Raw genomic sequence first — 23,969 nt, forward strand, 5'->3', positions numbered from 1 at the left:
GCCGATAAAAAGACAGCAGCATAAAAACTCGCGCGTGAGGGAACTTGAACCGGCATTGACGATGCCCTCGACCAGCAGGATGGGCTCCACCTATCCTACATCAAACCACCGGTTTGACACCGGGGATGGCCGTCACCAGATCGCGGAACTTGGCGCCGCGGATTTCGAAATTGCGGTACTGGTCGAACGAGGCGCAGGCCGGCGACAACAGCACCACCGGATCGGGGAGTCCCGAGGCTTCCGCGTCGCGGGCGGCGTTGGCAACCGCCACGTCCAGCGTTTCGGAAATCTCGTGCGGCACGTGCTCGCCGAGCGTACCGGCAAACTCCGGCGCGGCCTCGCCGATCAGATAGGCCTTGCGGATGCGCGGAAAATATTCGGTGAGGCCTGCGATGCCGCCCTGCTTCGGCTTGCCGCCGGCAATCCAGAAGATGTCGCCGAATGACGACAGCGCATGTGCGGCGGCGTCCGCATTGGTGCCTTTTGAATCGTTGACGAACAGCACGTTGCCGCGGCGGCCGACCTGCTCCATGCGGTGCGCGAGGCCGGGAAAGCTGCGCAGGCCCTTTTGCAGGACTTCGAACGAGATCCCCATGGCAAGCGCGCACGCCGCGGCGCAGGCCGCGTTCTGTGCATTGTGCAACCCGCGCAGCGAGCCGATGCCGCCGAGCCTCGCGATCTCGGTGCGCGCGCCGCCGGCGGCCTGCACGATGGTTTCGCGCTCGACATAGATACCGTCGGGCAGCGGATACTTCACGGAGATCCGCACCACGCGTTTTCCCGATTGATCGAGCCGGTCGGCGATGCTGCGGCACCAGCCGTCGTCGACACCGACGATGGCGGTGCCCTGCGGCTGCACGCCCGCAACGAGCCGCGCCTTCACGGCGGCATAATGCTCCAGCGTGCCGTGCCGATCGATATGGTCCTCGCTGACATTGAGCAGAATGCCGACCGACGGATCGAGCGACGGCGCCAGGTCGATCTGGTAGGACGACATCTCGACCACGTGCACGCGGCCCATGCGCGGCGGCTCCAGCGACAGGATCGCGGTGCCGATATTGCCGCCCATCTGCGCGTCGTAGCCGGCGACCTTCATCAAATGCGCGATCAGCGCCGTGGTGGTCGACTTGCCGTTGGTACCCGTGATGGCGACGAACGGCGCGTCCGGCGCGTGACGCCGCCTCTCGCGGCAGAACAGTTCGATGTCGCCGATCACCTCGCAGCCGGCCTGCCGCGCCATCAGCACCGACCAATGCGGCGCGGGATGCGTCAGCGGCGCCCCGGGGGTGAGCACCAACGCGGCAAAATTCGCCCACGACACCGTGCGCAGATCGGCGGTGGTGAAGCCGGCCTGCGCCGCCTTGGCGATGTTCTCAGTGCTGTCGTCGCCCGCGATGACTTCCGCGCCACCGGCCTTCAGCGCGTGGCAGCTTGCAAGGCCGGAGCCGCCGAGGCCGAACACGGCGACGGTCTTGCCCGCGAAGGAGGTGACGGGGATCAAGGCTTGACCTCGGAAGTCCGATGCAAGGCGATCACCGCAGTTTCAGCGTGGAGAGGCCGGCCAGCGCCAGCATCACGGAGATGATCCAGAACCGGATCACGATCTGCGGTTCGGTCCAGCCCTTCTGCTCGAAATGATGGTGCAGCGGCGCCATCCGGAACACGCGCTTGCCCGTCATCTTGAACGAGGCGACCTGCACGATGACCGAGACCGCTTCCAGCACGAACAGTCCGCCGATCACGGCCAGCACGATCTCGTGCTTGACCGCCACCGCGGTCGCACCGAGCATGCCGCCGAGCGCGAGCGAGCCGGTGTCGCCCATGAAGATCGAGGCCGGCGGCGCGTTGAACCAGAGGAATCCAAGTCCGGCGCCGAGCACCGCGCCGCACAGCACCGCAAGCTCGCCCGTGCCCGCGACGTATCTGATCTGCAGATAGTCGGAGAACACCGCGTTGCCGGTCAGATACGAGATCATGCCGAAGCTGGCGGCGGCGATCATGACCGGCACGATCGCCAGACCGTCGAGGCCATCGGTCAGGTTCACCGCATTGCCGGCGCCGACGATCACGAACGCGCCGAAGATCACGAAGAACCAGCCGAAATTGATCACCATATCCTTCAGGAAGGGGATCACGAGCGACGTCGAGGTTGCGTCGCGGCCGAGCCGCACCAGCGCGTAGCAGGCCACCAGCGCAATCACCGCCTCGATCAGGAGCCGCAGCTTGCCGGCAAAGCCGCTGTGGCTCTGCTTCGTGACCTTCAGATAGTCGTCATAGAAGCCGACGAAGCCGAAGCCCAGCGTCACCGCCAGCACGATCCAGACATAGGGGTTGAGCGGATTGGCCCACAGCAGCGTCGAGACCACGAGGCCGGACAGGATCATCAGCCCGCCCATCGTCGGCGTGCCCTTCTTGGAGATCAGATGCGATGCCGGACCGTCGGTGCGGATCGGCTGGCCCTTGCCCTGCCGCAACCGCAGATGGTCGATGATCCAGGGCCCGAACAGGAACACGAACAGCGCGCCCGTCACCATCGCGCCGCCGGTGCGGAAGGTGATGTAGCGAAACACGTTGAAGGCGCCGCGGAAGATGCCAAAACCTGGAACGGTATTGGAAAGCTCGATCAGCCAATAAAACATTCAGTTCGGCCCTATCACGCGGCTTGGTTGCGCCGTTTTTGGCAGGAAGCGCGCCGGCAACGCATTCGTTCCGGTGACGCCTTGATAATCGTTTTCATCCTCAAACCAAGCAAATCTTGGCCACGCACGCGGTATTGACGAATCGCCACCGGCGGACACGACAGCCGTCAAGTGCGGCCAGTTTACGCCTTTGCCTGCAAGGCGGCCACCAGCCTGGGCACAAACTTGTTCACCCAGAACATCTTTTTGCTGCCTTTGACGACCACCACGTCCCCGTCCCGCAGCAATGCGGCGATTTGTTGGGGATCAAGCGTGGCCGGGTCTTCATGCCAGCCGAGCGCCCGCTCCGCCGGCACCAGATCATGGAGATGGCGCATCAGCGGGCCGACGCAGTAGACGCCGTCGATACCCGACAGGTCGGCGGCGAGTTTCTCGTGATAGGCGGGCGCATCATCGCCCAATTCCAGCATGTCGCCGAGAATGGCGATACGCCGGCCGGCCTTCACCGGCCGTGCCTTCAAACTGCCGAGCGCGGCCACCATGCTGGCCGGATTGCCATTAAAGCTGTCGTCGATCACGGTGACGCCACGGGCCGCCTGCTCGACGCCGCGGCCGGTCATGATGCCTACATGATCGAGCTGTTTCGCCAGCACCGCGGGCTCCAGCCCGGCGGCGTGAATAGAAGCCAGCGCGGCCAGCGCGTTCTGCAGGCGATGCGGCGCACCCGGCGTCAGGCCGAACGCGATACGGCCGCCGCTTACCTCTACCTCGACATCCCAACTTTCGCCGCGCGCGGCATGTTTCAAGACGTGCACGTCGGATCCTTTGCCGAAGCGAACCACCCTGCCGCGCCATTCCGGCGCCTCGACATCATCGGGCAGCACCAGCACGCCGTCGGCAGGCAGCCCTTGTGCGATGCTGACCTTCTCACGCCGGATCGCTTCCAGGCTGCCGAGCTTTTCCAGGTGGACCGGCTGCACGTTCACGACCAGCGCGACGGTCGGCTTCGTCAATTCGCTGAGCCGCGCGATCTCGCCGGTCTGGTTCATGCCCATTTCGACGACCCATACGCTCGCTGAGGGGCTCGCATTGCACAGCGTCAGCGGCACGCCCCAGAAATTATTGAAGCTGCTCGGGCTGGCATAGGCGTTGGGATAGGCGGCGAGGAATTCCTTGGTGCTGGTCTTGCCGGCGCTGCCGGTCAGGCCGATCACCGGCCCCGTGAACCGCGCCCGCGCCGCACGCGCCAAGGTCCACAGGCCATCGATCAGCGTGTCCTTGACGATCAACTGCGGGACGCTGACGCCGTCGATCCGATGCGGAACGATCATCGCCACCGCGCCGGCCGCTTCCGCCTTGTCGGCAAATTCCCAACCGTCGCGGGCGCTGGCGAAACTGGAAATGAAACCACCGCTCGGCGTGCCGCTCAGCGCCACGAACAGGCATCCCGGTTTCACCAGGCGGCTGTCCTGCGTGACGAAATCGATCGGCTTGTCCGGGAATTCATCCGATACGCCGAGCGCGCTGGCAACTTCGGCAATCGTCCATAGCGGCGTCGTGCTCATGCCACCCTCGCTGCAAGCGCGGCGGCCACCGCCTCGTGATCGCTGAACGGCAACACCTTGTCGCCGACGATCTGGCCGGTCTCGTGCCCCTTGCCGGCGATCAGCAGGGCATCGCCCGGCTGCAGCGCTGATATTCCAGCTTTGATCGCCTCGGCGCGATCGCCGATGTCGCTGGCACCTTTGGCTTCGGCCAATATCGCGGCGCGGATCGCTGCCGGATTTTCGCTGCGCGGGTTGTCGTCGGTGACAATGACATGATCGGCGTTTTCTTTTGCAATCGCGCCCATGATCGGACGCTTGCCGGCGTCGCGGTCACCGCCGGCGCCGAAGATGACGACGAGCTTGCGTTTTGCATAGGGCCGCAGCGCCTGCAGCGCCTTCGCCAACGCGTCCGGCTTGTGGGCGTAATCGACAAAGATCGGCGCGCCATTGTGTTCGCCGACACGCTCCAGCCGCCCTTTGGCGCCTTCGAGATGTTCCAGCGTGGCCAGCACGGCGGCCGGCTCGCTGCCGGTCCCGATCGCGAGCCCGGCGGCGACCAGCGCATTCTCGATCTGGAATTCGCCGACCAGCGGCAGCTTGATCGTATGCGTGTGCCCGCGATGTTCGAGCGTGAGCTTTTGCGCAAAGCCTTCGACATTGGCATCAGCCAGACGGATGCCCTCACCTGCGCCATCGGCGTTGCGGCCAACGGCGATGATCCGCAAGCCCCGCGCCCGGGCCGCTTCGATCACCTGCGGCGAGCAATCATGATCCGCGGAGATCACGGCCGCGCCGCCTGATGGAACGAGGTCGCGGAACAGCCGCAGCTTGGCGGCCAGGTAATGCGCCTCGTCCGGATGATAGTCCATGTGGTCGCGCGTCAGATTGGTAAATCCGCCGGCTGCGATGCGCACGCCGTCGAGGCGGAACTGGTCGAGCCCGTGCGAGGACGCCTCGAAGGCGAGATGCGTGACGCCATCGCCGGTGATTTCGTCGAGCTGCTTGTGAAGCGCGATCGGATCCGGGGTCGTCAGCGAGCCGTAGACGGTGCGCTTCGGCGAAACCAGCCCGATGGTGCCGATGCTCGCCGAAGCATGACCGAGCCGTTCCCAGATCTGGCGCGTGAACGCGGCGACCGACGTCTTGCCGCTGGTGCCCGTCACCGCCGCAATCGTCGCGGGCTGGCGCGGAAAAAATCGCGCCGCCGCGAGCGCCAGCGCGCGCCGCGGATTCGAGGTGGCGACAAAAGGCACGGCAAGGCCGGTCGGCGCATGGTCGCCGGCTACCGCCACCGCGCCCGAACTGATGGCGGCATCGATAAAGCGCGAACCATCGGTCTTGCTGCCGGCGAGAGCGAAGAACAGGTCGCCCGGCTTCACCGCGCGGCTATCGACGGCCAGGCCTTTCACATCGACAGCTTCCGCCTGCGGCTCGATCGCAGCGTCATCGCTGAAGAGGTCGCGAAGTTTCATCGTGTTCCAGTCCGGCCGGCGCAGCTTGGCGCGCGTGATATGAGCCTTACTGGGTTGTCCTCGATGTCGCAAGAATAAGGCGATCAGACGGCGGCAGGTCGAAGCGCGGCTCGATTCCCAGCAGCGGCCCGATGCGGGCGATGATTTTGCCGCCGGCCGGCACCGTGTTCCAGCCCGAGGTGATGAAGCCATGGGTTTCGGGCAGCGCCTTGGGCTCGTCCAGCATGACCAGCAGCTGGTACTGCGGATTGTCGGCCGGGATGATCGCGGTGAATGAGTTGAGCACCTGCTTCTTGGAATAGCGCCCGTTGACGACCTTTTCCGAGGTGCCGGTCTTGCCGCCGATATAGTAGCCCTTGACGTCGGCCTTCTTGGCGGTGCCGATCTCGGCGTTCAGCCGCATCAGATAGCGCATCTTGTCGGAGGTTTCGGTCCGGAGCACCCGCTTGCCGATAGCCCTGGCTTCCTCTTCCGACCGCTTCAGGAAGGTCGGAGGAATCAAGAACCCGCCATTGATGCAGGCGTTGATGCCCATCACCGCCTGCAGCGGCGCCACCGCGATGCCGTGACCGAAGGACGCCGTGATGGTGTTGAGTTCGGTCCAGCGCTTCGGCACGATCGGCGAGGCGCTCTCAGGAAGTTCGGTGCGCAGCCGGTCCATCTGGCCGAGCTTTTTCAGGAACGCCTTGTGCGCCTCGACGCCCTGCCCCAGCGCGATCTTGGCAGCGCCGACGTTGGAGGAGAAGGTGAACACTTCCGACAGCGTGATGTTGCGGCCGACGGGGTGGGTGTCGTGAATGGTGAACTTGCCGAACTTCAGCACGCCGCGGCCATCATATAGAGTGTTGAGCGTGGCCTTGCCGGAATCCAGCGCCATCGCCAGCGTCAGCGCCTTGAAGGTCGAGCCCATCTCGAACACGCCCGTGGTCAGGCGGTTGATGCGGTCCGGGTCGTGCGCCTCTTTCGGGTTGTTCGGATCGAAATCCGGCAGCGACACCAGCGCCACGATCTCGCCGGTCCGCACGTTGGAGACGAGGCCCGACGCGGCCTTGGCCTTGTATTTTTCCTTTGCCTTCAGCAACTCATCGCGAAGCGCATGTTCGACGCGCAGGTCGATCGACAATTCCACCGGCTTCTGCAGGCGATCGGTCGCAAAGCCGGCGCGGTGCAGATCGGCCAGACCGTTGTTGTCCAGCCACTTCTCCATCCCGGCGATGCCCTGGTTGTCGATGTTGACCAGGCCGATGAGATGCGCGACGGCCGCGCCGGTCGGATAGACCCGCTTGTTTTCGCGCAGGAAGCCGATGCCGGGAATGCCGAGCTTGTGGATGTCGCGCTGCTGCTTCGGCGTGATCTCGCGCTTCAGCCAGACAAAGCCCTTGCGCCCGGACAGCCGCGTACGCGCCTCCGCCTCGTCGAGGTCCGGAAGTGCGGCGGTCAACAGTTCGATCGCCTCGTCCTTGTCGATGATGCGCCGGGGCTCGCCGAACAGGCTCGGCGCCTTGACGTCGGTGGCAAGCACCTCGCCGTTGCGGTCGACGATATCGGGCCGCGCGGTGGCGATCGCGTCCTGCGAGCCGGCGCGCCGCGCGCCATGGCTGTCGGCGCCGACTGCGAACATCACAAGACGTCCGGCCAGTACCGCATAGACGGCCACGAACAGCAGGATGGCCAATCCGACGCGCGCCCGCGCCTTGGCGGCGCGATCGACGTTGCGCCCGTAGAGCAGGCTGCGGATCAACCGCTGCCGCCACGGCTCGGCGGGCCGCTCGACATGGCTGCGCGTCCGGCCGGTCATCGCTGGTCTCCCGACGCGGGCACCGACCCGGTGGTGGGCGGTGCGTCGGCGGCGGCCTCGATGGTGTTGATCATCGCGCCGATCGGATCGGGGGAGCCGGGCCTGGCAAAAGCGGGCGGCCGTTCCGGCAAGTTCTTCAACTGATCGTATTGCGTGGCGTTGAGCGGCTGCAGTTTGAGATGGCGTTCGGCGAGCCCTTGCAGCCGCATCGGCGCATCGAGCCTGGCCCATTCGGCGCGCAGCGCAGCGATGGCGTCGCGCTGCTCGCGGATCTCGGCGTTGAGCCGCAGCACGCGCTCGACGCGCGCCGTCGATTCCATCTTGATGCGGTAGACATAGGCAGCGGCAAAAATCAGCGCGCCGATGACGAGGAGATGGATGATCCGCATGGCTCAGCCTCCCCGCATCACGTCGGCGAGAACGGGCCAGGCCGGTAAACGATCGGCCGCGTGCGCCGGCGCCGAGGTACGCTCGCCGGCGCGCAGCTTTGCGGAGCGCGCACGCGGATTGGCGGCCACTTCGGCTTCGCCGGGGGTCACGGGACGCTTGGTCAGGATCTGGAAGCTCGGCGCGGCCTGTGCCAGTTCGGGCAGGTGCCGCGATCCGCCGCCGGTCTTGCCGCGCGCGTTGAAGAAATCCTTGACGATGCGGTCTTCCAGCGAGTGGAACGAGACCACCACCAGCCGCCCGCCGGGCTTCAGCACGCGCTCGGCGGCCGTCAGCGCCAGATGCAATTCGTCGAGTTCCGCGTTGACGAAAATTCTCAAGCCCTGGAACGTGCGCGTCGCCGGGTGAATCTCGTTCGGTTTCGAACGCACCACCTTGCCGACGATATCGGCCAGCGCCTGCGTCGTCGTGATCGGCGCTTCCTTGCGCGCCGCCACGATCGCGCGCGCCACGGCGCGGGAGTAACGCTCTTCGCCGAAGATATAGATGATGTTGGCGAGATCCGCCTCGGAGGCCTTCGCCACCACGTCCGCCGCCGTCGGGCCGTCATGGCCCATCCGCATGTCGAGCGGGCCGCCGAGCCGGAACGAGAAACCTCGCTCGGCCTGGTCGAGTTGCATCGAGGAGACGCCGACGTCCATCACAACGCCGTCCACCCCGGCCACGCCTTCCGCCGCGCAAACCTCCGCGAGGTTGGAGAACCGGTCCTCAACCAGGGTCAGCCTGCCCTCGGACTGCTCGACCAGGTCGAATCCGCCGGCCACCGCCGATCGGTCGCGGTCGATGCCGATCACCCGCGTTCCAGGGACAGTGAGGATCGCACGGCTGTAGCCGCCGGCACCAAAGGTCGCGTCGACATAGACGCCGCCGGCACGGGGCGCGAGCATTTCGACCGCTTCGCGGCCGAGCACGGAGATATGACGCGGGGCAGCCGGGCTCACGCGCCGTGCTCCGGCGTATGGCAGCCTGCGAATCGGAAGATGGACGCGAACGGCCCCATTGCGCCTCAAATCTCTGCGTCTTGCCGGGCTTTTCCGGCCCAAGAGCCGGGAACAGGTACCATCACCAGCCCCGGCCCGGCCCTGCGCCCCCTCATTTCCAGACGGAATTTGCTGGGCTGCCATGGCGATTCGAGCGCGAAAAAGGGCTTCGGCCGTCCCCAACCCGGTTCGGCTCTTCACCACTTAGTAACGGCACTTAGCGTTAAGAAAGCGTTGATGGTCGGCCGCAGGTTTAAGGCTGCTGTCCGCCCGTCGAAATCCGGTGATGCGCGGCACACACACCCGATCGAAATGCGGGCTGGAACCCGGTCGCCGCATTGCGCCGGCGCAAGGTAAACGAATAGTAAACGGTATTATCGCTCGAACATGATATTGCCGTTCTCCCGCCCGGTTTGGTTTTGAAAAATGACTTCTGGTTCGTTCGCATCTGCTGGTATTGATTCGAAGCGTCAACGCGCCCTTCACGTGGCCAGGGCCAACGCCGACATGAAGACCTTCACCCCGGATTCCTCGATCGCATCCGACGTCATTCCGTCGCCGAATCACGGCGACCGCAACAATGGCCGCCTCGCAGACATGATCCTGCTGCACTACACCGGCATGCCCGATGTGGAGGGTGCGATCGCCCGGCTGTGCACCCCCGGCACCGACGTGTCGGCCCATTATATCGTGCTGGAAGACGGCCGCATCGTGCAATGCGTGCCGGAGGCCAAGCGCGCCTGGCACGCCGGCGTCTCTTCCTGGGCCGGCGAGGACGACATCAATTCCTGTTCGATCGGGGTCGAGATCATCAATCGCGGCCACGACTGGGGCTATCCGGATTTTCCGCTGCGCCAGATCGCCGCCGTGATCGCGCTGTGCCGCGGCATCATGCTCCGCCGCAGGATTCCTTCGTATCGGGTGCTCGCGCATTCCGACGTCGCACCGGCGCGCAAAAAAGACCCCGGCGAAAAGTTTCCGTGGCATTCGCTGGCCAATTCCGGTGTCGGCCATTGGGTGCAGCCCGCGCCGATCGTGCGCGGCGAAACGTTGAAGCTCGGCAGCATCGGCGGCGACGTTGCAGGGCTACAGGTGGCGCTCGCCAGATACGGCTACAACGTCCCGACGCACGGCAAGTTCGATGGCCCAACCATGGAAGTGGTCACCGCCTTTCAGCGTCACTTCCGTCCGGCGCGCGTCGACGGCATCGCCGATCACTCGACCTTGAGCACGCTGCATGCGCTGCTGGCGAGTTTGCCGCCGGATGCCATGACGACGGCGGTCGCGGCGAAGTAGTCCGCTCCAGACCGAAGCCTTGCGGCCGTGACTGCGGCTGGACCGGCCGCGCCGATTGATTTCCCTCAATGGCCGAGCGGGCTTTTTCGGCGACAAGCCACCAACGGCTTGAGCACGGAATGGACCAATGTCATTTGAGCGCGCCATGCGATGGACGCTGGTCTCGATCGCAGTCGCGGGACTTGCGACCGGAATCGGCGCTGTAATCGCTGGCCGGCCGGTACTCGCCGATATCTGCTGGACACTTGCAACGCTGCCCGTGATCGCGGGACTGGCGATTTCGATTGTGCGCGACCTGCTGGCCGGGCGGCTCGGCGTCGATGCCATCGCGCTGGTGTCGATGAGTTCAGCGATTGCGCTCGGCCAGCCGCTGGCCGGCGCCGTCGTGGCGTTGATGTATTCCGGCGGCAATGTGCTCGAGGAGATCGCGGTGGCCCGCGCCGAGCGCGACCTGCGTTCACTGGTCGATCGCGCGCCGCGGGAGGCGCATCGCCTCGCCGAGGGCCGCGTTGAGGACGTGCCGATATCCGCCGTCGCCATCGGCGACCGGCTGCTGGTGCACGCGGGCGAGGTCGTACCGGTCGACGGCGTCATCAACTCGCACGCTGCCGCGGTCGACGAATCGGCACTCACGGGCGAACCGATACCGGTCGCCAAGGCGCGCGGCGCCGCGATCTTTTCCGGCTCGCTGAACGCCGGCGAAACCTTTGAGATGTCGGTGTCCGCGCTGGCGGGCGAGAGCACCTATGCCGGCATCGTGCGGCTGGTGACCGCGGCGCAAACCGCCAAGGCGCCGTTCGTGCGGCTGGCCGATCGCTATGCGTTGATCTTCCTGCCGGTCACGCTGGCGCTCGCGCTCGTCGCCTGGCTGATTTCGGGCGATCTGCTGCGCAGCCTCGCGGTACTGGTGGCGGCAACGCCGTGCCCGCTGATCCTCGCGGCCCCGGTCGCCTTCATCGCCGGCGTGGCGCAAGCCGCCCGGCGCGGCATTCTGGTCAAGGGCGGCGGGCCGCTGGAGGCGCTGGCGCGGGCGCATACCGTGCTGTTCGACAAGACCGGGACGCTGACGGTCGGCGGCGCGCGGCTGCTCTCGGTCGAAGCGGCGCCGGGCGAGAATGCCGACGAGATCTTGATGCTGGGCGCTTCGCTGGAGCAGGCGTCGCATCACGTGATCGCCAACGCCATCGTTCAGGCCGCGACCCAGCGCGGCCTGAAACTCGAACTGCCCGAGCAAGTCAGGGAGTCCATGGGGTCGGGACTGGAGGGCGTGATCGCAGGACGCCGCGTGGTCGCCGGAGCGCGCGAAATGGTCTTCACCGATGGCCGCGTTTCGGATTGGGCCACACGGGCCATCCGGCGCGCCTCATGGCGATCGGCCCTGATCGTCTTCGTCGCGATCGACGGCCGGCCGGCCGGGGCATTGCTGCTGGCCGACGAACTGCGCCCCGACACGCCGCGCGCGATCCGCCTGCTGCGCGAGGCCGGTATTGCCCGCATCCTGATGGTCACCGGCGACCGCGCCGCCGCCGCGCAGGCGATCGGCGCCGCGCTCGATCTCGACGGCGTGCTCGCCGAACGCGTTCCCTCCGACAAGGTGGACGCGGTGCGCTCCGAGCAGCGGCTGCATCCCACCATCATGGTCGGCGACGGCATCAACGATGCGCCGGCGTTGGCCTCGGCCGATGTCGGGATCGCCCTCGGCGCGCGCGGCGCCAGCGCCTCCTCGGAAGCCGCCGACGTGGTCATTCTCGCCGACCGGCTCGATCGCGTCGGCGAGGCGATCACGATCGCGCGGCGGGCGCGCTCCATCGCTATCCAGAGCATCGTCGTCGGCATGGGATTGTCGATGCTGGCCATGCTGGCCGCGACGCTCGGCTGGCTGATGCCGGTGCCGGCCGCGATCCTTCAGGAACTGATCGACGTCGCGGTGATCCTCAACGCATTGCGGGCGCTCAGGCCGGGCGGCCTGCGCAGCGGCCGAACCATGACCGTCGAGGCCGGCCGCGAACTGCATCACAACCATCTCGCCCTGCTCGGCGATCTCGACCGGCTGCGGTCGATCGTCGACGCGCTGGACGATGCCGTCTCCGAGCGCGCCGCCGCGCTGATCGCCGAAGCCAACCTGCTGGTTCAGGACAAGGTGGTCGCGCATGAGCGCGACGACGAAGGCCATGTCTACCCCCAACTCGCCGCGGTGTTGCTGGAGGCCCACGGGCTATCGGCGATGAGCCGGGCACATCGCGAGATCCTGCATCTCGCCCGGCTGCTCGACCGCGTCGCGCATGAACTGCCCTCGGAGAATGTCGACCGCTATCTCATTCGCGACGCGCAGCGGCTGATCGAGGCGATCGAGACCCTGGTCCGCCTGCACACCGCGCAGGAGGAAGACATCTACGAGGCGGTCGCGGCGCATTGACTGGAGCAATCGGGTTCCAGAGGCCATGCACCTCCCCTCCGGGGCCCAAAAGCAAAACATCGAAAACAACCCCATGCAAAGTAGGATGGCCGGGGCCCGCAGCGCCTACAGCGTTCCACCTAACCCCTCGATGCGCCACGCATAAAACCGCCGCAACGGCTCCAGCTGCGTTGCTGCGGTGGCTTGCAGATAGGCCGCCCGCGCAGCGTCGTTCCGGCCGAGACGCCGCAACAGATCGGCGCGCACCGCCGGCAGCAGCTCGTAGCCCTTCAGTCCGCCGCGCGCCTCCAGCGCATCGATCAGGTCCAGCGCCCGCGCCGGACCGTCGACCATCGATATGGCGGCGGCGTGGTTCAGTTCGATCACCGGCGACGGGCTGATACGCAGCAGCACTTCATAGAGACCGGCGATCTGGCGCCAGTCGGTTTCTTCGTAACTCGCCGCGCGGGCATGCAGCGCGGCGATGGCGGCCTGCACCGCATAGGATTGCGGGCGGCCCGGCATACAGAGCGCCTCTTCCACGAGACGCAGGCCCTCCTCGATCTGCCTGTGGTCCCACAGCGTGCGGTCCCGTTCTTCCAGCAACACGATATCGCCGCCTGCGGTCTGACGGCCGGCACGGCGTGAATCGTGCAACAGCATCAGGGCCAGCAGCCCCTTGATCTCGCCGCGGCCTGGCATCAGCGCGTCGAGCAGCCGCGCCAGCCGGATGGCTTCGCGCGCGAGGTCCGGCCGCATCAGGTCTTGGCCGTGTAAAAACCCCATTCCAGAGAAGCCGGAGAGAAGGTCGGACCGGTCGGCCTCAGGCCGCGATCGCGGCCATCAACGGCTTGGTCCCAACGATGTTCATAACCCGGGTCAGATTGTAGGCCAGGACCGAGAGGGCCATCTCGGCGGCTACTTTAGGAAGCGTTTTGGTCAGGAAGTGCGTCGCACCCATGCGCGCTTTCATGGTGCCGAACGGATGCTCGACGGTCTCGCGACGTAGTCGCATGGCGAGCGGGTTCGCATCGAGCCGCTGCTGCACGGCGTCGAGCAGATGCTCGTGTTCCCATCGTGTGATCCGTCGCTCGGACCCGGGCGTGCACTGGGATTTGATCGAACAATTCTTGCAGGCGTTGGTCCAGTAGCGCCTCAGCATCTTGTCGGCTTCTTCGTTTGTATAGCGATAAGGCAAACGCTCCCCGGCCGGACAACGATAGGCATCGTCCTCCGGCAAATAGACGAAGTCCTGCTTGCCGAAGCGTCCGTCCGACTTGGCGCCCGAAGTCATCGGCTTGGGCAGGGTTATCGTGATGCCGGCCTCGTGGCAGGCGAGGATCTCCGGGCTGTTGAAGTAGCCGCGGTCGGCAACGGCCTCGAGGGTCTCGGTCTGCAATACAGCCTTTGCTTGCCTGGCCATATTGGCGAGTTGCGCCCGATCCGAGCCGCTGTTCGTCACCTCATGGGTAATGATCAGGTGATGATCGGTATCCACAGCGACCTGCACGTTGTAGCCGACGACGCCCGAGCCACGGCCGCTGGTTGCCATCGAGCGACTGTCGGGGTCGGTCAGAGATATCTGCTGGTCGGGCGAAGCCAGCATCTGCTTCTCGTAGACAGCAAGCTTGCCCATTTGCTCCTTCACCTTCGCCAGCTTCTCCTTGAGTCTCGTCACCTTCCCGGCCAGCGCTTCGGTCGGCTCCTGCCGGTCGGCGGTGTCAAGCTGGCTCAGATAGCGGGCAACGCTTTCCTCCAGTTGGGCACGCCGCCGCTCCACCTTTGCCCGCGTGAAGTTCCTGTCCCGGTTGTTCACGGCCTTGAACTTGCTGCCATCGATGGCAACGCTCGCCGTCGCGAGAAGGCCCATCTCACGGCAAAGCTCAACGAAGCGCGCGCAGACCTTGCGGAGCCCCAGGCCGTTGTCCTTGCGGAAGTCTGCGATCGTCTTGTGATCAGGCACGAGCCGGCCCAGCAGCCACATGACTTCGACATTGCGACCGGCCTCTCGCTCCAGCCGCCGGCTCGACTGCACCCGGTTAAGGTAGCCGTAGATGTAAAGCTTCAGGAGAACCGAGGGATGGTACGACGGCCGTCCGGTCGCCGCCGGGTCCACCCCATCGAAGCCCATTTCCGCCAAATCTAGCGCATCGACAAACACGTCGATCACCCGAACCGGGTTGCCTTCGTCAATGAAATCATCGAGGCATTCGGGCAGCAGCGTCGATTGCCCACGATCCGCCTCTTCAATGAAGCGCCTCATCAATTCTCTCCCGAGAATCATCGAGGGAATCATAGCAGCGCAATGGCGTTTTCACACAGCCAGGGTCATCGCCCGACGTCGCTACATAGCCTTCGGTGAACACCAGGTAGATCACGGCGAGCACACCGCCGAGCCGCGGCTCCAGCGCGTCGCGCTCCGGCACCTCATAAGGAATCCCGGCGAGACGAATCTTCTGCTTGGCCCGCAACAGCCGCTGCGCCATCGCGTCCTCGCTGACGAGAAACGCACGCGCGACCTGTGGCGTCGTCAGCCCGCACACGGTGCGCAGCGTGAGCGCGACCTGCACCTCGACGGCAAAGGACGGGTGGCAGCAAATGAAGATCAGCCGCAGCATGTCGTCGGCGAGCACGCTGTCGGCGTCCTCGTCCGGTGCGGGCGCGTTGAGCAGGATTTCGTGCGCGAGTGCCTGCTGTTTGCCACGAAACGTGACGTTGCGCCTGACGCGATCGATCGCCTTGTTGCGCCCGACATTGACCAGCCATGCCCGCGGATTGGACGGCAGGCCTTCACCAGGCCAACGCGCCAGCGCCGCCGCGAACGCGTCCTGCAACGCATCCTCGGCCAGATCGAAATCGCCGACGAGGCGGATCAGGGTCGCCAGCGCCCTGCCCGCCTCGTCGCGAAATATTGTCTCGATGTCGCGAGGTGTCATAGGCCGTCAGTCATAAGCCCAGATCGGCCGGACCTCGATCGACCCGATCCGGGCGCTGGGAATGCGCGCGGCAATGGCGAGCGCCTCGTCGAGATCCTTTGCCTCGACCAGATAATAGCCGCCAAGCTGCTCGCGGGTCTCCGCGAACGGACCGTCGGTCGTCAGCGTCTTGCCGTCTCGGACGCGCACCGTGGTCGCGGTCGAGGTCGGCTGCAGCCGGTCGGCAGCCTTGAAGTTGCCGCTGTGAATGATGGACTGAGTGAAGGCGCCATATTCCTGGAGCATCTTCTGGGTCGTTGCAGCGTCGTTGCTGGCGTACTCGGCTTCGCTTTGATAGATCATCAGCAGGTACTGCATTTCAAAACTCCTGTTTATCGGCTGGATCGCCGACACCCAGTCGAACGGGATCAGCGCGCAACGACATCTTCAGGATAATTTAATTTGAGGGCCGATGGCGCCCATATCGCTTGACGTGGCAGCCCCAAGTCTCCATCACAAGCCCGTCAGTCGGCCGGACGGCCGCTCCCGCTATGGTCGAAAGGCTGCGGGGGAGGAAAGTCCGGGCTCCATCGACATACGGTGCCGGATAACGTCCGGCGGGGGCGACCCCAGGGAAAGTGCCACAGAGAACGAACCGCTCCGTCTCCGGACGGAGCAAGGGTGAAAAGGTGCGGTAAGAGCGCACCGCGTATCCGGCAACGGAAACGGCATGGCAAACCACACCGGGAGCAAAACCGAATAGGGACGGCAACGCGGAAAGTTCGCCTTCGGGCGATAACTCCGCAGGGCGATGTCAGGCTCGCCGTCCGGGTAGGTTGCTCGAGGCCATGTGCAAATATGGCCCCAGAGGAATGGCCGTCACGTAGCGCTTGCGCAAGCAGGCGGTGCCCTACAGAACCCGGCTTACAGGCTGGCTGATATTTGATGAATGAGGGGTTCGGCGCAAACACGCCGGACCCCTCGCCATTTCCGCTAGGCTCTTGCCCGCCTTTCGGGCGCTCTTTCCTCTGCCACTTCGCCTGCGAGTGCGGAGCCGAGCTGTTACCGACATTGGCATTCCGGGGAGCAATCTGCCTTTAGCAGCTTAGGCCGGCGCCACGCGCCATCGACCGACGCGTCACTGCCATCAATTGGATCATCGTGCACACATTAAGACCACACCGGGTGAGTTTGGATATGTAAAACTGTCTTTAGGTCGAGCGACGGAGAGACGGTGATGGCGATTGACTTCACGCTCACATCGTATCAGCGCCGCCTGCAACGGATCGCCCGCGAATTCGCCACCGAAATTCTCGCTCCCCTGGTGCGCGCGGCGGACGAGGACCCGGATCCCCAAAAGGCTTTCCAGGCCGTCAAGGGCGCCTATGTCGAAAGCTACAAGTTGGGTTTTGCCACCGGCTTCATCCCCAAGAAGTACGGTGGTGGCGGGGTTTCCAACGTCGACCTGCAGATCGTGGTCGAGGAACTCTGCGCCGTCGATCCCGGCTTCGCCACCATCCTTCTCGTCAACGGACTGGCTTTGATGCCGCTGGTCTGGTTCGGCTCCGAACAGCAGAAGCAAAAATGGCTGGTACCCGCGACCGGTGATCCGCGCGGCGAGTATCTGGCCGGATGGACCGTCAGCGAACCGCCGGGAAGCCCTGGTGGAACGGCCAATTTCGACGGCGCAGCACCCTGGCCGGCAGGCATCGGCCTCACGGCCATCCACGACCGCAAGAATGGCGAATACGTCCTGAACGGGCGTAAATTCTGGCCGGTGAATGCCGGCGGCTGGGATCTGAAGGGCGCGGATACCAATGTGTGCATCGTAAGAACCGAGCCGCAGGCCGAAGGATCGCGCGGCCTCAGCGCCATTATCGTCCCGCGCGGAACGCCCGGCATTTGCTACGAGCAACCGATCTCGAAGTCGGGCCACCGCATCTGCCAGAACAATTCCGTGGTATTTTCGGACTGCCGTGTGCCCGAGGAGAACGCCTTCGCGGTCGGCAACGGCGACCTTGTCGTCAACAAGGCGTTCACATGGTCCGGACCGGTTGCCGCGATCGCATCGGTCGCTGTCGCCCGTTCTGCCTACGAATTCGCCCTGGCATGGGCCAAGAAATACACCGGCGGCGGAGACAGGCCGATCATCAACCACCAGATTGTCGCCTATACGCTGGCGGAAGTTGCAATGAAGGTCGAAGCGGGGCGCGCCTTCGCCTGGAAAGCCGCGCACTACCACGATCTTCACAACGCGGACGGCCATGCCATCGGGCCGATGGCAAAGGTGTTCTGCAGCGAGATGCTGTTTACCGCCGTATTCCAGGCCATGAAGGTCGTTGGCGTCAACGCGCTGGACAGATCCCATCCGCTCGAGCGCTATCTCAGGGAGGCATCGGTATTCCCGCTCTATGACGCGGGCAATATCGGCATGCAGATGCGGAAGATCTGCGCCGTCATGGCCGAGCCGGACTTCGACCCGCGCGCGATCGCAAGTTCTCGCGCCACGCCGTTCGGAAAGAAGGCGCCGCCGCCCGAAATTCAGGCCGTCGGCAGGAACCTGAAACGGCAGGCCTGACCGCCGCGCTGCATGCACTCCTGATGTTCGATCGGCGCGCCCATCAGGCCGGACAAAAATCCGAGATCGAACTGGCAGACCTCGGTGTAATCCTTCGAGAGGTCGTGAAACACGCAGTTCTTGCACTCGATGCGGGGAAGCTTTTCGCCCTTGCCGGGCGAGATCACGCGCGCCGCGAACCCGGTCTCGTTCATGATCTTCACGATTTCGACGACGCGCTCAACCCGCGTCTTGCCCACCAGTCGCGGAATCGCCGCCGCCGACATGTCGACCCCGAGTTCGAACATGTAGGCGCCGAACTTCGACGCGCCGATCTTCTTGCGCAGGCTCTCGAACATCACCCGCGAGAACCATGAATAACGCTTTGGGAACAGATCTATTCCGCTCTCGGTGAGCGTATACAGAAAGCGCGGCCGGCCGCCGCTCTTGGAAGAGGTGTGCTGCACATAGCCCGACCGTTCCATGCCGGACAAATGCTGCTTCACGGCGCTGCGCGTGATCTCCACTGCGCTCGCCAGTTCATCGACCGTCAATCCGGCCTTGGCTTCCAGGAGTTGAGCCAGCAGCTTTTGCTGGGTGTCGCCGACGATCAAGCAAAGCCTCCGTTTCCAGCCTACAGCGCCAGATGTATCCGAACACAGCCGCCCGCGCTGCGTCGATTCCGATCATATCCTGCCCAAAACTCCGACAATTTGCACGCTCGAAGTGCGCTTTTGGTTCTTTAAACAGTTAATACTGCCTAAAGTATTTTCTTGTCGTTTCTTCGCGTGAGCAGATGATGTCGGCGTTGAAGCAAGTCCGGCCGGCTTTGTCTTGAACGATCTGTAACGAGCACCAACGGAGGACTCGAATGGCGATCGATTTCACGATGTCCGCGGAGCAGCGGAAAATTCAGAAAATGGCGCGGGACTTTTCGGAGGGCGTGCTGGCCCCGGTGATACCGGCGGCCGACAAAGAGCCGGACCCCATGCTGGCCTACCAGAAGACCAAGGGCGCCTATATCGAGGCGTACAAGGCCGGCATCGCGATGGCGATGCTGCCGAAGGAATACGGCGGCGGCGGATTGTCGTGCCTCGATTTCGTGATTGCAGCGGAAGAGATCTGCGCCGTCGATCCCGGCTTCGCCTGCACCGTCCTGTGCAACGGACTCGGACTGATGCCCGTGTCCTGGTACGGCAGCGAGGAACAGAAGAAGCGGTTCATCGGGGCGGCAACTTCCGATCCAACCGGCACCTACCTCAGCGCATGGACCGCCGGTGAGCCGCCGGGCGGTACCGGCGGCACGGCGAATTTCGACAGCCCGCTACCGAAGGCCGGCATCGGCATGACCGCGGTCCGCGATGGCGACCACTTCATCCTCAACGGCAAGAAGAAATGGTCGTCTTCCGCCGGCTGGGATGGTCTCGGCACCAATACGCAATGCGCCATTATCCGCACCGACACCAATGTCGGCGGCACCGAGGGACTGTCCGCGATCATCATCGAGCGCGGCACGCCCGGCATCACCTGGACGTTCCTGGACAAGGAGGGCCATCGCACCACGTCGAACGCGTTCATCGTGTTCAAGGATGCCAGAGTGCCGGTCGACAATCTGCTGCCCGGCGCCAAGGGCAACGGCGACTTCGTGATCAACAGGAACTTTGCCTGGTCGGGCCCGGTCGCCGCGATCGCCGCAGTCGGCGTCGCACGGTCGGCCTACGAGGATGCGCTGAAGTTCCTCAAGACCAACACCGCCGGATCGCTGACGCCGATCATCCGCTTCCAGAATGCCGGCTACATCATGGGCGACGTCGCGGCCAAGATCGAATCCGCCCGCTATTTCTCCTGGCGCGCGGCGGATTATCTCGACAAGCACTCGCAGCATGCCGAACTGATCGGTGCGATGTGCAAGATCAACGTCACCGAAGCCATGGTCGACTGCGTCTACAAATGCATGCAGGTGGTCGGCGTCAACAGCCTCAGCACCGAATTCAAGTTCGGCAAGTACCTGCGCGAGGCCGCGGTGCTGCCGATCTACGACGGCGGCAACATGGGGATGCAGCGCCGCCGCGTGCACGGCATCATTGCCGAGGAGAGTTTCAATCCCCGCGCCATCATGGACGACGACTTCGTCAAGTTTGAGAAGTCGATGGAGGCGATCGGCACCGTGGCCGATCCGGTGGCGAAATCCCGCGGCATCATGCAGGCCGCGGAATAGGAGTTCGGGACCGGCCAGCGGCGGCCGGTCCCCTTTCTTTCGAATGCGAAGTCAGGTCGCGATACTTCTGGGCAAGCTACGCGGTGTTTCGAGCGAGGCGATCGCGTGCGCGGATCTCAGTCGCGCCCGGCCTCCGCGATCGCTTGCGCCAGCCGTGCCGGATTGCTGAAGAACATCTCGTGGCTGCCGTCGCATTCGACCAGCCGGAAGAGCCCCAGCCGTTCCGACAGCCGCGGATGCCATGGCAGCCCGTGCGGCAGGGCGGTGTCCTGCCGGCAATTGACATAGGACTTGCCGACCGGCAATTCCGCCAACGCCTGCTTCAACGTGATCTTGTCGGTGAACGTCTTGTACGGATGCAGGTTGAGTTTGGCGTACGCGGATTTCGCCAGCTCAAGATCGGCGTCGTTGATGAAGGCATCGCGCCAGATTTCGAACGGCAGCATCACGGCGCCGTTGTTGGCGGCGGCTACCGCATCGAACAGGTTGACATAGTGCGGCGGCACCATGTCGTTGAGGCACTGTCCGTCCAGCGGCACGAACGCATTGACATAGACGAGGCGTCTGATCCGATCGGTCAAACGGTCGGCGACGCCCGAAATCACCATCCCGCCATAGGAATGTCCGACCAGACGGATGTCGCGCAGATTGTTCGTTTCGATGTAGGTAACGATCGACGAGATCGCTTGCTCGAGGCCAATCTTCTCGCGATCATCATCCGTGTTGTTGCCGGCAATCGTCGGGCAGTGCACGACATGGCCGCCCCTTCGCAGATGTCCGGCCACCGCTTCCATTTCGGCGCCGGTGTGCCACGCGCCATGAACCAGAACATAAGTGTCTGCCATTCCCGTCTCCCTCGATTTCGAAAAATCGAACATTGATACGGACGGGCATCGGTGCCGGATGGCCGGATTCGGCCATCGTCATCGGCGATTTACGCCAAGGGGACAATGCGGCTTCAGCGCTGCCGACGGAATGCGCCTGGCGTCATGCCCAGAGACTTGCGGCATTGGCGGATGAAGTGGGATGGATCGGACAGGCCGACGCGCAGCCCGATGCCGCCGACGCTGAGGCGGTCGAACCGCGGATCGCGCAGCATCCGGCGCGCGGCCGCCATCCGGCAATCGTTCAGCAGCCCGCCAAATGTCAGGCCCGCCTTGTTGAGGCAGCGGTGCAAGGTCCGCTCAGAAACACGCAAATCCTCCGCGACGGCCAAAGCCGTCAGCCCCGGTTCGGCGTAGCGCAGCCTTATGGCACGGCCGATCTGGTCCAAGAGCTTCGTGGCATCGCGCTGCTCGGCGGGCGTGGCCGGAATCTCGCTGCCCAACCCCAGCGCCAGCAGCGCGCCGAGTTGGTCGGTCAGCACCGGAGCCGGCAACGGCCGGTCGGCGGCGAGTTCGGGCGTCAGCTGGCCGGCAAATGCGCTGAGCGCCGCGCCCCAGCCGGCGCGCCCGTCGATGCGCTGCCCGATCCGCCGCTCGGGATCTGATATCCACGATTCGACCCAGTGGATCGGCAGTTCCAGCGACAGCGTGTCGGCGGTCGCCGGAAAGTTGAATTCATAGCAACGCCGGGAATCCAGCAGGACAAGATCCATCGGCCGCATCCGCGACGAATGACCGTTCTGCATGACCGTCCAGTCGTTGTCGGTCTTGCACAGCAAGTAATAGTAGTTGGCCGCGCTGCGCGCGACGCTCGCTTTCCGGCGGTAGACGTGCTGCGCAGATCCCTGCACACGGTTGATGCCGATGGTGTCGAGCTGCCCGCGCTGAACGGAGCAATCGAAGTCCGTGCGGACCTGCGTCGTGATGTCCATTTCGAGAAAACATTCGCAGACGGCGCCGATCCAGTAATCGAGGCGCCGCTCGGGCTTGACCGAACCCGTCGACCACGTCTCGATGCCCGTCGTCGTTCTGGCCGCCATGGCCCCGTCCTCCGCGATCGACGTCGATCACTGGTCGCTAGCTTGTTGAGCGGATGGCAGAGAGTCAATCCTCGAAGAAACCCGAAGCCCCGCTAAGCCGCTATCTTCTGCAGCAGCGCCGCCAGCGCTTCCGGCGCGGTGACGTTCGGCGAGTGGCTGGCGTCGATCTCGTAATAGCTCCAGGCCGGATTGTTCTTTGTCATCTTCGAAAAGCGACCGAACGTATCGGCCGGCGTAATGCGCGTGGCGTAGATGTAGCTGCGCGGCAAGGTGAGCGGGCCGCCCTGCAGCCTGATCGGGGAGTCGAAACATTTGATCGGCATGTCGACCCGGCGGGCGCTGAGCCATTCGAGGTCGGCGGCGGGCGTATCCTCCGGCGTCGGGTTCGGCGGCACGCGCCAGCCGTCGCCGGTCTTGGAGAGCTCCTGCATCCGCGGCCGCGCCACCTCGTTGAGGTCGAGCAGCGACTGGCCGTCTTCCGGCACGAAGGCATCGATGTAGATGAGCTGTTTGACCTTGTCGCGCGCACGGTCGGCGACCCCGGTCGCGACCATGCCGCCATAGCTGTGCCCGATCAGCACGATGTCGCGCAGGTCCTCATATTTGATCACGTTCAGCATGTCCTCGATATGGGAATTGAGGTCGATGCCGGGATGAGCCAGATGGACTCGCTCGCCGAGGCCAGTGTAGCTCGGGGTCACCAGGCGGTGCCCGGCCGCCTGCATCAGCGGATGTACCTTCTTCCAGGCCCAGCCCGCGGACCACGCGCCGTGACAGACGAGAAAGGTTTTTGGAGAGGCACTCATGGGCTTTTTCCACCGGTTATTGTTGACGCTTGGATTGCGATAGTACCTGTCCCGGGCGTCGTGTAAACGAAGCCACAACATTCAACGTCATTCCGGGGCGATGCGAAGCATCGAACCCGGAATCTCGAGATTCCGGGTCTGGTCCTTCGGACCATCCCGGAATGACTGGGGAGAAAGAGTGGACTTAACCACCTACGCCGTTCTGCTCGCCGGCGCGCTCGCCGGCGGCTTCGTCTCCGGACTGGCCGGCTTCGGCACCGCGCTGATGGCGCTGGGGATCTGGTTGTACATTCTGCCGCCGGCGGTGGCGGTGCCGCTGGTGCTGATCTGCTCGGTGAGTTCGCAGATATCGACCTTGCCCGCGATGTGGAAGCTGCTCGACTTCAGGCTCGCGCTGCCGTTCGTAGCCGGCGGACTGCTCGGCATGCCGATCGGCGCCCTGCTGGTCGCGCGCGCCGATCCGCAAACCTTCAAGCTCAGCGTCGGCGTGATGCTGCTGGTATTTCCGACCGCGCTGTTTTTCATTCGCAAGCCGATGGCGTTTCGCTTCGGCGGCCGCATCGCCGATGCCTGTGTCGGGTTTGCCGGCGGCATCCTCGGCGGCCTTGCCGGGCTGTCCGGCCCGCTGCCGACCCTGTGGGCGAGCATCCGCGGCTGGACCAAGGATCAGCGCCGCGGCGTCTTCCAGATTTTCAACGGCACTGTGCTCGGCGCCGCGCTGATCCTGCAGAGCGCGACCGGGTTCGTGAAGCTGAACGTCCTGTTCCTGGCGTTGCTCGCGATGCCCGGCACGCTGGTCGGCGCCCGCCTCGGCATGCGGACCTACCGCGCCCTGAACGATCGAAACTTCTACGACGTGGTGCTGGCGCTGCTGTTCATGTCGGGACTCGGATTGGTGTGGAGCAGCATTGCTCCGAGGTAAAGGCGCATGGCCGCCATGTGCTCCGAGCAGATTGCTGTACGCTGGCGCGCAAA

18 protein-coding genes, 1 other RNA gene and 2 pseudogenes are annotated in these 23,969 nt (G+C 64.6%); 6 read left to right on the forward strand and 15 right to left on the reverse strand.

Translation table 11 applies throughout. From position 1 onward, the window contains the following. Positions 1-100: 100 nt before the first annotated feature. The 7 genes from murD to rsmH form a co-directional block, all read right to left on the reverse strand. Positions 101-1,501, reverse strand: a complete 1,401-nt coding sequence (gene murD, locus QUH67_RS28300; protein WP_300942777.1) for a UDP-N-acetylmuramoyl-L-alanine--D-glutamate ligase — start codon at positions 1,499-1,501, stop codon at positions 101-103. A 31-nt stretch (positions 1,502-1,532) separates the two neighbouring features. Then, positions 1,533-2,639 (reverse strand): phospho-N-acetylmuramoyl-pentapeptide-transferase, encoded by a 1,107-nt coding sequence (gene mraY, locus QUH67_RS28305; RefSeq protein WP_300942778.1) that lies wholly within the window; start codon positions 2,637-2,639, stop codon positions 1,533-1,535. Positions 2,640-2,821: 182 nt separating this feature from the next. Beyond that, positions 2,822-4,204, reverse strand: a complete 1,383-nt coding sequence (locus tag QUH67_RS28310) for a UDP-N-acetylmuramoyl-tripeptide--D-alanyl-D-alanine ligase (protein ID WP_300942779.1) — start codon at positions 4,202-4,204, stop codon at positions 2,822-2,824. After that, complete coding sequence (locus QUH67_RS28315; RefSeq protein WP_300942780.1) at positions 4,201-5,658, reverse strand: UDP-N-acetylmuramoyl-L-alanyl-D-glutamate--2,6-diaminopimelate ligase; 1,458 nt, start codon at positions 5,656-5,658, stop codon at positions 4,201-4,203. The genes QUH67_RS28310 and QUH67_RS28315 overlap by 4 nt, the downstream gene beginning before the upstream one ends. A 46-nt stretch (positions 5,659-5,704) precedes the next feature. Then, a complete protein-coding gene (locus QUH67_RS28320) occupies positions 5,705-7,456 on the reverse strand; it encodes a peptidoglycan D,D-transpeptidase FtsI family protein (protein WP_300942781.1) in 1,752 nt (583 codons plus the stop codon). Then, entirely contained in the window at positions 7,453-7,845 is a 393-nt protein-coding gene (ftsL, locus tag QUH67_RS28325; protein WP_300942782.1) for a cell division protein FtsL, read from the reverse strand. Before ftsL ends, QUH67_RS28320 begins: the two co-directional genes overlap by 4 nt. A gap of 3 nt (positions 7,846-7,848) precedes the next feature. Beyond that, positions 7,849-9,027: a 16S rRNA (cytosine(1402)-N(4))-methyltransferase RsmH gene (gene rsmH, locus QUH67_RS28330; protein ID WP_300942783.1), complete on the reverse strand. Its 1,179-nt coding sequence runs from the start codon at positions 9,025-9,027 to the stop codon at positions 7,849-7,851. Positions 9,028-9,390: 363 nt separating this feature from the next. On the opposite strand from rsmH, the gene QUH67_RS28335 reads away from it, so the two are divergent. After that, positions 9,391-10,179: an N-acetylmuramoyl-L-alanine amidase gene (locus QUH67_RS28335; RefSeq protein ID WP_300942784.1), complete on the forward strand. Its 789-nt coding sequence runs from the start codon at positions 9,391-9,393 to the stop codon at positions 10,177-10,179. 127 nt (positions 10,180-10,306) lie between these two features. Further along, positions 10,307-12,595: a heavy metal translocating P-type ATPase gene (locus tag QUH67_RS28340; RefSeq protein ID WP_300942785.1), complete on the forward strand. Its 2,289-nt coding sequence runs from the start codon at positions 10,307-10,309 to the stop codon at positions 12,593-12,595. A gap of 105 nt (positions 12,596-12,700) precedes the next feature. Here QUH67_RS28340 and QUH67_RS28345 read toward each other — a convergent pair. From QUH67_RS28345 to QUH67_RS28360, 4 genes and pseudogenes are all read right to left on the reverse strand, one after another. Then, a pseudogene (locus QUH67_RS28345) lies at positions 12,701-13,345 on the reverse strand (RNA polymerase sigma factor); the annotation flags it as partial. Between the two features lie 52 nt (positions 13,346-13,397). Further along, positions 13,398-14,837, reverse strand: a complete 1,440-nt coding sequence (locus QUH67_RS28350) for an IS1182 family transposase (protein ID WP_300942786.1) — start codon at positions 14,835-14,837, stop codon at positions 13,398-13,400. A 64-nt stretch (positions 14,838-14,901) separates the two neighbouring features. After that, positions 14,902-15,510, reverse strand: a pseudogene (locus QUH67_RS28355) (RNA polymerase sigma factor); the annotation flags it as partial. Positions 15,511-15,516: 6 nt separating this feature from the next. After that, on the reverse strand, positions 15,517-15,867 hold the full coding sequence (locus QUH67_RS28360; protein WP_300942787.1) for a YciI family protein: 351 nt from the start codon (positions 15,865-15,867) through the stop codon (positions 15,517-15,519). A gap of 146 nt (positions 15,868-16,013) precedes the next feature. On the opposite strand from QUH67_RS28360, the gene rnpB reads away from it, so the two are divergent. Both rnpB and QUH67_RS28370 read left to right on the forward strand, forming a co-directional pair. Beyond that, positions 16,014-16,432: RNase P RNA component class A (gene rnpB / locus QUH67_RS28365), an RNA gene on the forward strand. A gap of 294 nt (positions 16,433-16,726) precedes the next feature. Beyond that, positions 16,727-18,067, forward strand: coding sequence for an acyl-CoA dehydrogenase family protein (locus QUH67_RS28370; protein ID WP_300942788.1), 1,341 nt, complete (start codon positions 16,727-16,729; stop codon positions 18,065-18,067). On the opposite strand, the gene QUH67_RS28375 is transcribed toward QUH67_RS28370, so the two are convergent. Continuing rightward, on the reverse strand, positions 18,031-18,660 hold the full coding sequence (locus QUH67_RS28375) for a helix-turn-helix transcriptional regulator (RefSeq protein ID WP_300942789.1): 630 nt from the start codon (positions 18,658-18,660) through the stop codon (positions 18,031-18,033). The genes QUH67_RS28370 and QUH67_RS28375 overlap by 37 nt on opposite strands. A gap of 257 nt (positions 18,661-18,917) precedes the next feature. Between QUH67_RS28375 and QUH67_RS28380 the strand changes: the two genes are divergently transcribed. Continuing rightward, positions 18,918-20,264 (forward strand): acyl-CoA dehydrogenase family protein, encoded by a 1,347-nt coding sequence (locus QUH67_RS28380; RefSeq protein ID WP_300942790.1) that lies wholly within the window; start codon positions 18,918-18,920, stop codon positions 20,262-20,264. A gap of 116 nt (positions 20,265-20,380) precedes the next feature. Here QUH67_RS28380 and QUH67_RS28385 read toward each other — a convergent pair whose 3' ends face one another. From QUH67_RS28385 to QUH67_RS28395, 3 genes are all read right to left on the reverse strand, one after another. Continuing rightward, the gene (locus QUH67_RS28385; protein WP_300942791.1) at positions 20,381-21,109 is read right to left on the reverse strand and encodes an alpha/beta hydrolase; all 729 of its coding nucleotides are present in this window, start codon (positions 21,107-21,109) and stop codon (positions 20,381-20,383) included. Positions 21,110-21,222: 113 nt separating this feature from the next. After that, complete coding sequence (locus QUH67_RS28390; protein ID WP_300942792.1) at positions 21,223-22,188, reverse strand: helix-turn-helix domain-containing protein; 966 nt, start codon at positions 22,186-22,188, stop codon at positions 21,223-21,225. 92 nt (positions 22,189-22,280) lie between these two features. Further along, complete coding sequence (locus QUH67_RS28395; protein WP_300942793.1) at positions 22,281-22,994, reverse strand: alpha/beta fold hydrolase; 714 nt, start codon at positions 22,992-22,994, stop codon at positions 22,281-22,283. A gap of 178 nt (positions 22,995-23,172) precedes the next feature. Between QUH67_RS28395 and QUH67_RS28400 the strand changes: the two genes are divergently transcribed. Beyond that, a complete protein-coding gene (locus tag QUH67_RS28400; RefSeq protein WP_300942794.1) occupies positions 23,173-23,916 on the forward strand; it encodes a sulfite exporter TauE/SafE family protein in 744 nt (247 codons plus the stop codon). The last annotated feature ends 53 nt before the right edge of the window (positions 23,917-23,969 follow it).

The sequence above is a fragment of the Bradyrhizobium roseum genome (assembly GCF_030413175.1).
Classification (GTDB): domain Bacteria; phylum Pseudomonadota; class Alphaproteobacteria; order Rhizobiales; family Xanthobacteraceae; genus Bradyrhizobium; species Bradyrhizobium roseum.

Excerpts from the sequence above, each read along its gene's own strand:
- QUH67_RS28335 (WP_300942784.1), top strand. The coding sequence starts at position 9,391 with ATGAAGACCTTCACCCCGGATTCCTCGATCGCATCCGACGTCATTCCG.
- QUH67_RS28385 (WP_300942791.1), bottom strand. The coding sequence starts at position 21,109 with ATGGCAGACACTTATGTTCTGGTTCATGGCGCGTGGCACACCGGCGCC.
- QUH67_RS28350 (WP_300942786.1), bottom strand. The coding sequence starts at position 14,837 with ATGAGGCGCTTCATTGAAGAGGCGGATCGTGGGCAATCGACGCTGCTG.
- QUH67_RS28380 (WP_300942790.1), top strand. The coding sequence starts at position 18,918 with ATGGCGATCGATTTCACGATGTCCGCGGAGCAGCGGAAAATTCAGAAA.
- mraY (WP_300942778.1), bottom strand. The coding sequence starts at position 2,639 with ATGTTTTATTGGCTGATCGAGCTTTCCAATACCGTTCCAGGTTTTGGC.
- QUH67_RS28315 (WP_300942780.1), bottom strand. The coding sequence starts at position 5,658 with ATGAAACTTCGCGACCTCTTCAGCGATGACGCTGCGATCGAGCCGCAG.
- QUH67_RS28370 (WP_300942788.1), top strand. The coding sequence starts at position 16,727 with ATGGCGATTGACTTCACGCTCACATCGTATCAGCGCCGCCTGCAACGG.
- QUH67_RS28390 (WP_300942792.1), bottom strand. The coding sequence starts at position 22,188 with ATGGCGGCCAGAACGACGACGGGCATCGAGACGTGGTCGACGGGTTCG.
- QUH67_RS28310 (WP_300942779.1), bottom strand. The coding sequence starts at position 4,204 with ATGAGCACGACGCCGCTATGGACGATTGCCGAAGTTGCCAGCGCGCTC.
- rsmH (WP_300942783.1), bottom strand. The coding sequence starts at position 9,027 with ATGGCAGCCCAGCAAATTCCGTCTGGAAATGAGGGGGCGCAGGGCCGG.
- QUH67_RS28395 (WP_300942793.1), bottom strand. The coding sequence starts at position 22,994 with ATGAGTGCCTCTCCAAAAACCTTTCTCGTCTGTCACGGCGCGTGGTCC.
- QUH67_RS28360 (WP_300942787.1), bottom strand. The coding sequence starts at position 15,867 with ATGCAGTACCTGCTGATGATCTATCAAAGCGAAGCCGAGTACGCCAGC.
- QUH67_RS28340 (WP_300942785.1), top strand. The coding sequence starts at position 10,307 with ATGTCATTTGAGCGCGCCATGCGATGGACGCTGGTCTCGATCGCAGTC.
- ftsL (WP_300942782.1), bottom strand. The coding sequence starts at position 7,845 with ATGCGGATCATCCATCTCCTCGTCATCGGCGCGCTGATTTTTGCCGCT.
- QUH67_RS28320 (WP_300942781.1), bottom strand. The coding sequence starts at position 7,456 with ATGACCGGCCGGACGCGCAGCCATGTCGAGCGGCCCGCCGAGCCGTGG.